The organism is Mesorhizobium sp. GW821-FHT04C10 (assembly GCF_059420305.1).
This window is the reverse complement of sequence record NZ_JBWKTL010000001.1, coordinates 6,159,900-6,166,265: the sequence shown is the minus strand read 5'-3', so window position 1 is coordinate 6,166,265 and position 6,366 is coordinate 6,159,900. Positions and strand designations below refer to the sequence as shown.

Here is a 6,366-nt window from a genome sequence, read left to right as displayed (position 1 = left end):
AGCAATTCCAGGAAAGTGTGAGCGGCTTTCCGTCCGGAGTTGCGTCAAAACAAGGAGTTAGAGTGGTTCGCCGTTTCTATGAAACGGTGAAGTGCTCTAAGTCATGGATCATCAGATAGACCGAGCGCATCTGACACTTCCAATGGGTACGACACCACTGGAATTGGCGCCGTACCCTGGCTAGTGCCAAATCTGGCAGCGGTGGTCGCGGTACTATTCGGAATCAACGGAAGTCTGCGATTGCCCAGGTCCGGACGAACGTCGCGATATGTCGCCCTTACCGTCCGTCCTGGCCACGCTTGGGGAGATATGCCGACCCATCCCGGCTCCTGGTTTGGGGCCGCCTCATGGGTCTGCAAACAGGGTTCACATCACCACGCCGGCCGTTCCGACAACCGCGTGGATTTGATTGAACTCTCCCTAGCCGCTTGATCTCAGGCTGATGAGGCACCCTTGTCCTCAGAATCAAGGGATGCGCCATGGGCCAGGTTCTTCATGGGAGCCCTCGTTCCTCGATGCTCCTGCCTCCCAACACGCTGTCAGGAATGTTTCGCGCTCATTTGAGGACAAATCATCGAACAAGCATCTCCGCTTGGGATGCGGGACACCCCAGACCCGGAGGGTTCAGAAGAGCCCGGTCGTGCCTTCCAGATGCTTTTCCAAGGCACGCGCGATTTGATTCCACACCCAGTTGGCGACCGCCGCACTCGCGTCGTCAGGCAGATCCGGTGAATCCCAGATCGTCACGGATTACCGTCATCGGACCGATGGGCAACACCTCTGCCTGGGCCAGGTTGAGTTTCACAAAGTCGATCTTGTTTTTCCAGACCGTACGAAGGAAGTCCTCGAACGCATTGATGGTTAGTTGCTCGCCGGGGCAGCGCCGGTAGCCGAAACCAAAAGGCGCGAAACCCGCATGGTCGCACACCGGCAGGGTTTTGCCATCGGCAACACCAAAAACGGTTCCGAACGCGCTGTTGTGCAGTGATGCCTTCCGGCCGTCCTTCACGTCGAAGCTGGTTTTTTCGAAGGGACACCGGGCCATCCCGATTCGCTCGACATGCTTTTCGTCGACCTGTGCGCTCGTCGGGACACGCTCGTATCGTGATGGATCGAACTCTTCCGGATTCTTCCAGTGAACCGGGTCGAGGCTGGTCGAAGTGTGAGGGCTGATGATGTAGCCGGACCGCTCGAACGCAGGTGGGGAAGTTTCCTGCAACGAGGAGATGCTGCCGCTGTTCGGCGAGATGATGCGGAAAAGCTCCATGACGAAACGCTCGAGTGGGCTGAAAGAGGATTCGCCGACGCTATCGAAGCTGCCCTTCATCGTCTTTGCAAACGACGCCCGTGTGTCCGGGTCGCCGGTCGCCGTGCCGAGCTTCAGCATCATGTTGTAAAGCGAGTTGCCCCACTGGCTGAACGCCACAAAGTTGTGAAAGCACTCAAAGACCACGTCCTTGTGAGCGAAATTGTCGTCACCTTCGCCGTTCTTGAGCCAGTACCAGGCAAATGTCTTGTGTGGGTGGGGCGTCTTTCCCGTCTCAAGATCGGCAAGCCGCTCCCCAATCCATGACTTCAGGAAATCGAGATTGTCCCGGACGACCATGTAGTTTTCGTAGACGATGCGTTGGGTCGGATCGAGATAGGCGAGAACCGTGTTGAAGCTCATGCCGATCTGGCGCACCTTCGGGGGTATTGCATCGCCGCTGACTCCGAGGTGCAGGTCCCAGTACATGTCCCAGAACGTATCGAGGTACAGGCGCATCAACGGCTTGCCGGCATTGCCCTTCGACAGCAGGCCTTCAAAGAACGCTGTCACCTTGGCGCTGTACATCTCCTGATAGAGATCCGGCGTGACGGCGCTCATGTAGATGCGCTTGCGGCGATTGTCTGGGCCGCGCTTGTCCAAGCCCTGAAGGAAGACGGTTACGCCTTTCTCCGGAGCCGGCCGCCAACTCTCGCTGATCAGGCCCCACAGATATGTGGGAAGGGCATTTTCCTTGCTCAGCGCCTCATCGATCATGGGCAGCATCGCACGCTCCCCCTGATAGACGCTGACCAGGAAGAAGGGAAGGATTGCGTTTTCGATATAAGCGGGATCGAAGTCCCGGGAAAAACGGCTTCGAAGCTGGGCGGCGGAGTTTTCGAGGTCCGTGACGGTGAGCGGCTGGCGTTCGGCGGTGGCCGCATGTGAAAAGACGGGATCTACGGATAGTCCGGCAACGGCAGCCGCGCTCCCAGTCAGAAATGTGCGTCTTTTCATTCGGCAGCTCCTTAGGCAAGGTTCCGAAGAAGCATATTTCCCATCGCGAAAAGTCGAAAGCCACGGAATTCGAGATTTGCGGCGATTAGCCATCAATCCGATAAAAATGGACCCCACGCATAGGGGTGGGACAAATTGGACAGACTGCAGAATTACTGGTTACACTTAAAATTGGCCCGGAATAGCGCATTTTTAGGATACGGCAATTACCCATTGATCGCCGCAACGAGTTCGCTCGCGCGTGCCTACAGGTGGCCGTCGAGTGGAAGGTTGCTTGCCAGAAGGCTGTTTAAGGAAGGTCTGTCGTCGCCGGGTCGCTCGGCCAGGGGCGGATGCTTGATGCCCAGCCAGCCGGCCTCGCGTGCCTCCTTGGGTGAGATTCCAAACTCTCTCCTGAATGTTCGGCTGTACGTGGAAGGGTCTACAAAGCCCCATTCCTCCGCGATGCTGGAGATCGGCCGTCCGTCCGTGCTGTCGCCCAGGACATCCCTTGTCCTCAGCAGCCTCTGGCGCCGGATGTAGTGTGAGACGCCGCCAGCCGGTTCGAAAATCCGATAGAGGCGCGAGCGTGAGATGCTGAGCTCCTGGCAGAGCCTTTCAGGCGTCAGGTCCCGATCGGCAAGCCTGGCGGCAATGAGCTTGTTGGCGCGGGCCATGATGACGGCATCAATCGGTTCCTGGGCCTCGAAGAAGTGATCCCGGGACGGGGAGATGCAGGCGGCGAGCAGGCTGGTGGTCGCCGCCGCTATATAGGGAACATCGTTCTCCGTGCGGTTTGGAAGGGAATGATAAAGCAGCAGGATGTAATCGGCGACGAACGCCGCCATCTCCTGGCGTATGTCGAGCGTGAAGGGCTGCGAGAACGCGAAGTCTCGCGGAAGGAACAGGCAGATCACGCCATCATCCTCGCCCTGACCTTGATGCGGCGTCGCCAGGCATTGCCAGCGCAACGGTCCTGTCCGGGGCTGCCCGCCGCCTGAAGGGATTGTTTGCGGCACGCAGAGAAGCCAGTGATCGAAGACCGGATTCTTCTTGCTGCTCCAGCGGCGATGATAGCCGGTTCCGGGATATTCGATGCAGGCCAGGACGAGGCCGCCCAGCTGCCACACCCGCTCGCGCGCGGCGAACGAACCAAACTTGTCCCGAAGCAATTCGATGTCGGCGATGTTGGCGTGCCAGCTTCGATAGAGGTCGAACTGTTCAGCGGGCGGCGCCGAAGAGGTGTCGATGTCGACGACGCACCTCAGAGGCTCCGTGGTGCCGATCCTGGCGCTTCCGCTGATAGTGCGTGCCTGCATGAGACAACTCATCGCTTGGAAGAAAGTGACAGCCCCAGGGAATTGTTGATGAGAAGGGTGCCCAGGGTGCCGACACCATCGAGCGGCTGGTCGATGCTCAGCCAGGTGGAGTGCTTGATGCCTTGCCATCCGAGCTCGCGCGCCTCCTTGGGAGACACGCCGAACTCCAATTTGAACATCCGGCTGTAAGTGGAAGGATCGGTGAAGCCCCATGCCTCGGCAATGCTGGAGATCGTGCGCCTGTCCGAACTGTTGGCCAGGGCATCGCGTGTCTTGAGCAGCCGCTTGCGGCGCACATAATTGGCCACGCCGCCCGCCGGCTCGAAAATCCGATAGAGGCGCGAGCGTGAGATGCCGGCCGCACGGCAGAGCTTGGCGGGCGTCAGATCGGGGTCGGTCAGCCTTTCCACGATGGTTTTGGCGATACGCGCGATGGTGACGGCGTCTACTGGTCCTTGCGCGGCCGCGAGATGATCCTTTGAGGGCGTCAGTGCCGCCGCGAAGAGATTGGCGGTCGCCGTGACGACGTGCGGCAGGTCTCCTTCCCTCAGATTGGGGAGAGAGCGGTAGAGCAGGATCGCGTAGTGGGCCAGGAAGGCCAATGTCGCGTCGCTCGCTTCGATTTTTGACGAGCGGGTCGCCGGCCATGTGCGCGGCAGGAAGAGCGTGACGGTCAGGTCATCATGGGTCACCGCGACATCGGGCAGGGCCAGGCACCGCAGGCGAGGCTTTCCAGGGGGCATCTTCCCGCCGCGGGATCGTGCAACCGGCGCGGACAGGACCCAATGGTCCAGCAGCGGCCGTTTGCGATGTTCCCATCGGATGTCGTAGCCGGAACCGGGAACTTCGATGGTGCCCAGTGCCAGATCCCCCAATTGCCACACCTGATGATGGGCCGGGAACAGGGGCTGTTCGGCACGAAGAAGCTGCATCTCGGCAACCCCGGCGTACCAGGTCCGGAAGAAGTCGAACTGTTCGGCTGGAGGCACCGACGCGGTGCTCTGGTCGATGGCGCATCTCAGTGGCTCGGCAGCGTACGGATCGCTGGGAATGCCGGCTGCGCTTACTCTTACGTCCATGACAAAACTCCTGTCACGCCATCGCCAGGGAGGCCCGTGGCGAGCCACCACCGCCTCTTCCCAGCCATCTGTCGGGGTTGTTTCGGCTTCCGCCGACTTCCAGCCTTGGGAGCCGCGCGTTGTATGGTCAGGATGATGCCGGCGCGCCCGGGTCACGTGAGCGGGGCGGCATGACGGCTGCGCCTATAAAGGCTGATCGGACACCATTCCGCTCTCCTGCATTTCGGCCAACCCTGGCTCCCGGCATCCGCGGATCAGCGGCGCTCCGGCGGCAACGACGCCGCATCACCAGAATCTCCTGAGGGCGAGCCAATCTCTATCCACTTTCCGACAGGGCGGAGCGGCTGCCGGAAAGCGTTGAAGCCGTGATCGACGACATCCATCAATCTTGCGGCGCGTGCCCCCAAATGCGCCGCCGCGTCTCGCTGGGCGAGCATCCGAAGAGCGCCGCATAGGCCCCCGCGAAGCGGCCCAGATGCCAGAAGCTGAAGCTCATGGCGATGTCGGTGATCGAGAGGCGATCGCCCTGCGTCAGGATGAGGCCGTGCGCCGCGCGCAACCGCCGCTCCCGCTCATAGGCGCGGGGATTGACCCCCAGGTGTTCGTGAAACGCGCGCTCCAACGTTCGCTCGCCGACGCCCAGTATCCCGCAGACGTCGCTGACCGAAACCGGGCCGTGCGGTTTCGTCTCGAGGATGGCGAGAGTGGCGTCGACGATATCGCGTCGATCGCCGGAACCGAGGCCGCGGGCGGGCGGGCCCTCCGTGTGGAAGAGCACCTGCGCGAGCGCGGCGCCCGCCTCGCTCGCTGCAACCGCCAGGCCGGCACTCAGGTCGTAGCCAGGCCGCGCGGCGGCGGCCTGCGCGTATCCAACGGTCAGCAGCAGCTTCTGTTGAAGCTCCAGTTCGGTTGCCGGGGCGAAGCGCTGCCCGTGCACCCCAGGCATCAGCCAGTTCCGCCCGTCCAGGCGGGAAGCAGATGCCGTACGCAGAGAATCGAGCGCGGACCTACGCAGGCCGATCCGCATGAGGCGATAGCTACCGGGCATCTCCAGGTTGAATTCCGTTCCCGGGCCGATGACCCGCAACCGCGGTACTTCACTCCGTTGCCCGTTGAAGGTGGTGCCTTCACCCCAAAGGAATACCGCCGTCAGCGCATCGTCATTGATCGCCCCCGACATCGCGATGCCACCTTTGTCCTGCAGGTCGAGGATGAATGCGTCGCCATAGTCGATGGTTGCCAGGCGCGATGCATGGCGCTGTGATCCGATCTGCCGGATATGGAATTCCGCGTCGGGATCGGATCCGCCGGTACGGGCCACGACGGAGTTGTATTTACGCGCGTACCAGTTCGGTGCCTCCAACATCCATGGCCTCCACAAAGTGTCGTCCGAACTGGGAGATACCGGACGCGGTTCCCCACGATGGCAAACAGGATCATCAGCTGTCCGTCGCAGGTCAGGTCAAATCAAGGTTACGATATATAACGCCAATCACGTGACTGATGGCAGGCGCAATGTTGCGGGCGGACGGGTCGACATCGGCGCCGAAACGGCAGCGGGCGTAGGGGAGCCCGCTGCCGCCAGGAGCGAACACCACGATTGACGGATGTGTTCGGCTCCTTGTTCCCCGCAGCGGCTTGGCGGCAGACTTCGCTGCGAGGAAGCTCGTTAGCTGAAAGCGCCGCACACCCCGAGTACGCCAGCGATGCCCTCAGCGTTCTGAAG

At 61.2% G+C, this 6,366-nt stretch carries 4 protein-coding genes; all 4 read right to left on the bottom strand.

What is annotated here, in order from left to right; all coding sequences use genetic code 11:
* Positions 1-715 precede the first annotated feature (715 nt).
* Positions 716-2,263, bottom strand: a complete 1,548-nt coding sequence (locus AC07UC_RS29815; protein ID WP_494908348.1) for a hypothetical protein — start codon at positions 2,261-2,263, stop codon at positions 716-718.
* Between the two features lie 245 nt (positions 2,264-2,508).
* Positions 2,509-3,561 carry a helix-turn-helix domain-containing protein gene (locus tag AC07UC_RS29810; RefSeq protein ID WP_494908347.1) on the bottom strand — a complete coding sequence of 351 codons (1,053 nt, stop codon included), beginning with the start codon at positions 3,559-3,561 and terminating at the stop codon, positions 2,509-2,511.
* Between the two features lie 8 nt (positions 3,562-3,569).
* Positions 3,570-4,691: a helix-turn-helix domain-containing protein gene (locus AC07UC_RS29805; protein ID WP_494908346.1), complete on the bottom strand. Its 1,122-nt coding sequence runs from the start codon at positions 4,689-4,691 to the stop codon at positions 3,570-3,572.
* 331 nt (positions 4,692-5,022) lie between these two features.
* Positions 5,023-6,006: a helix-turn-helix domain-containing protein gene (locus AC07UC_RS29800; protein ID WP_140775133.1), complete on the bottom strand. Its 984-nt coding sequence runs from the start codon at positions 6,004-6,006 to the stop codon at positions 5,023-5,025.
* Positions 6,007-6,366 lie beyond the last annotated feature (360 nt).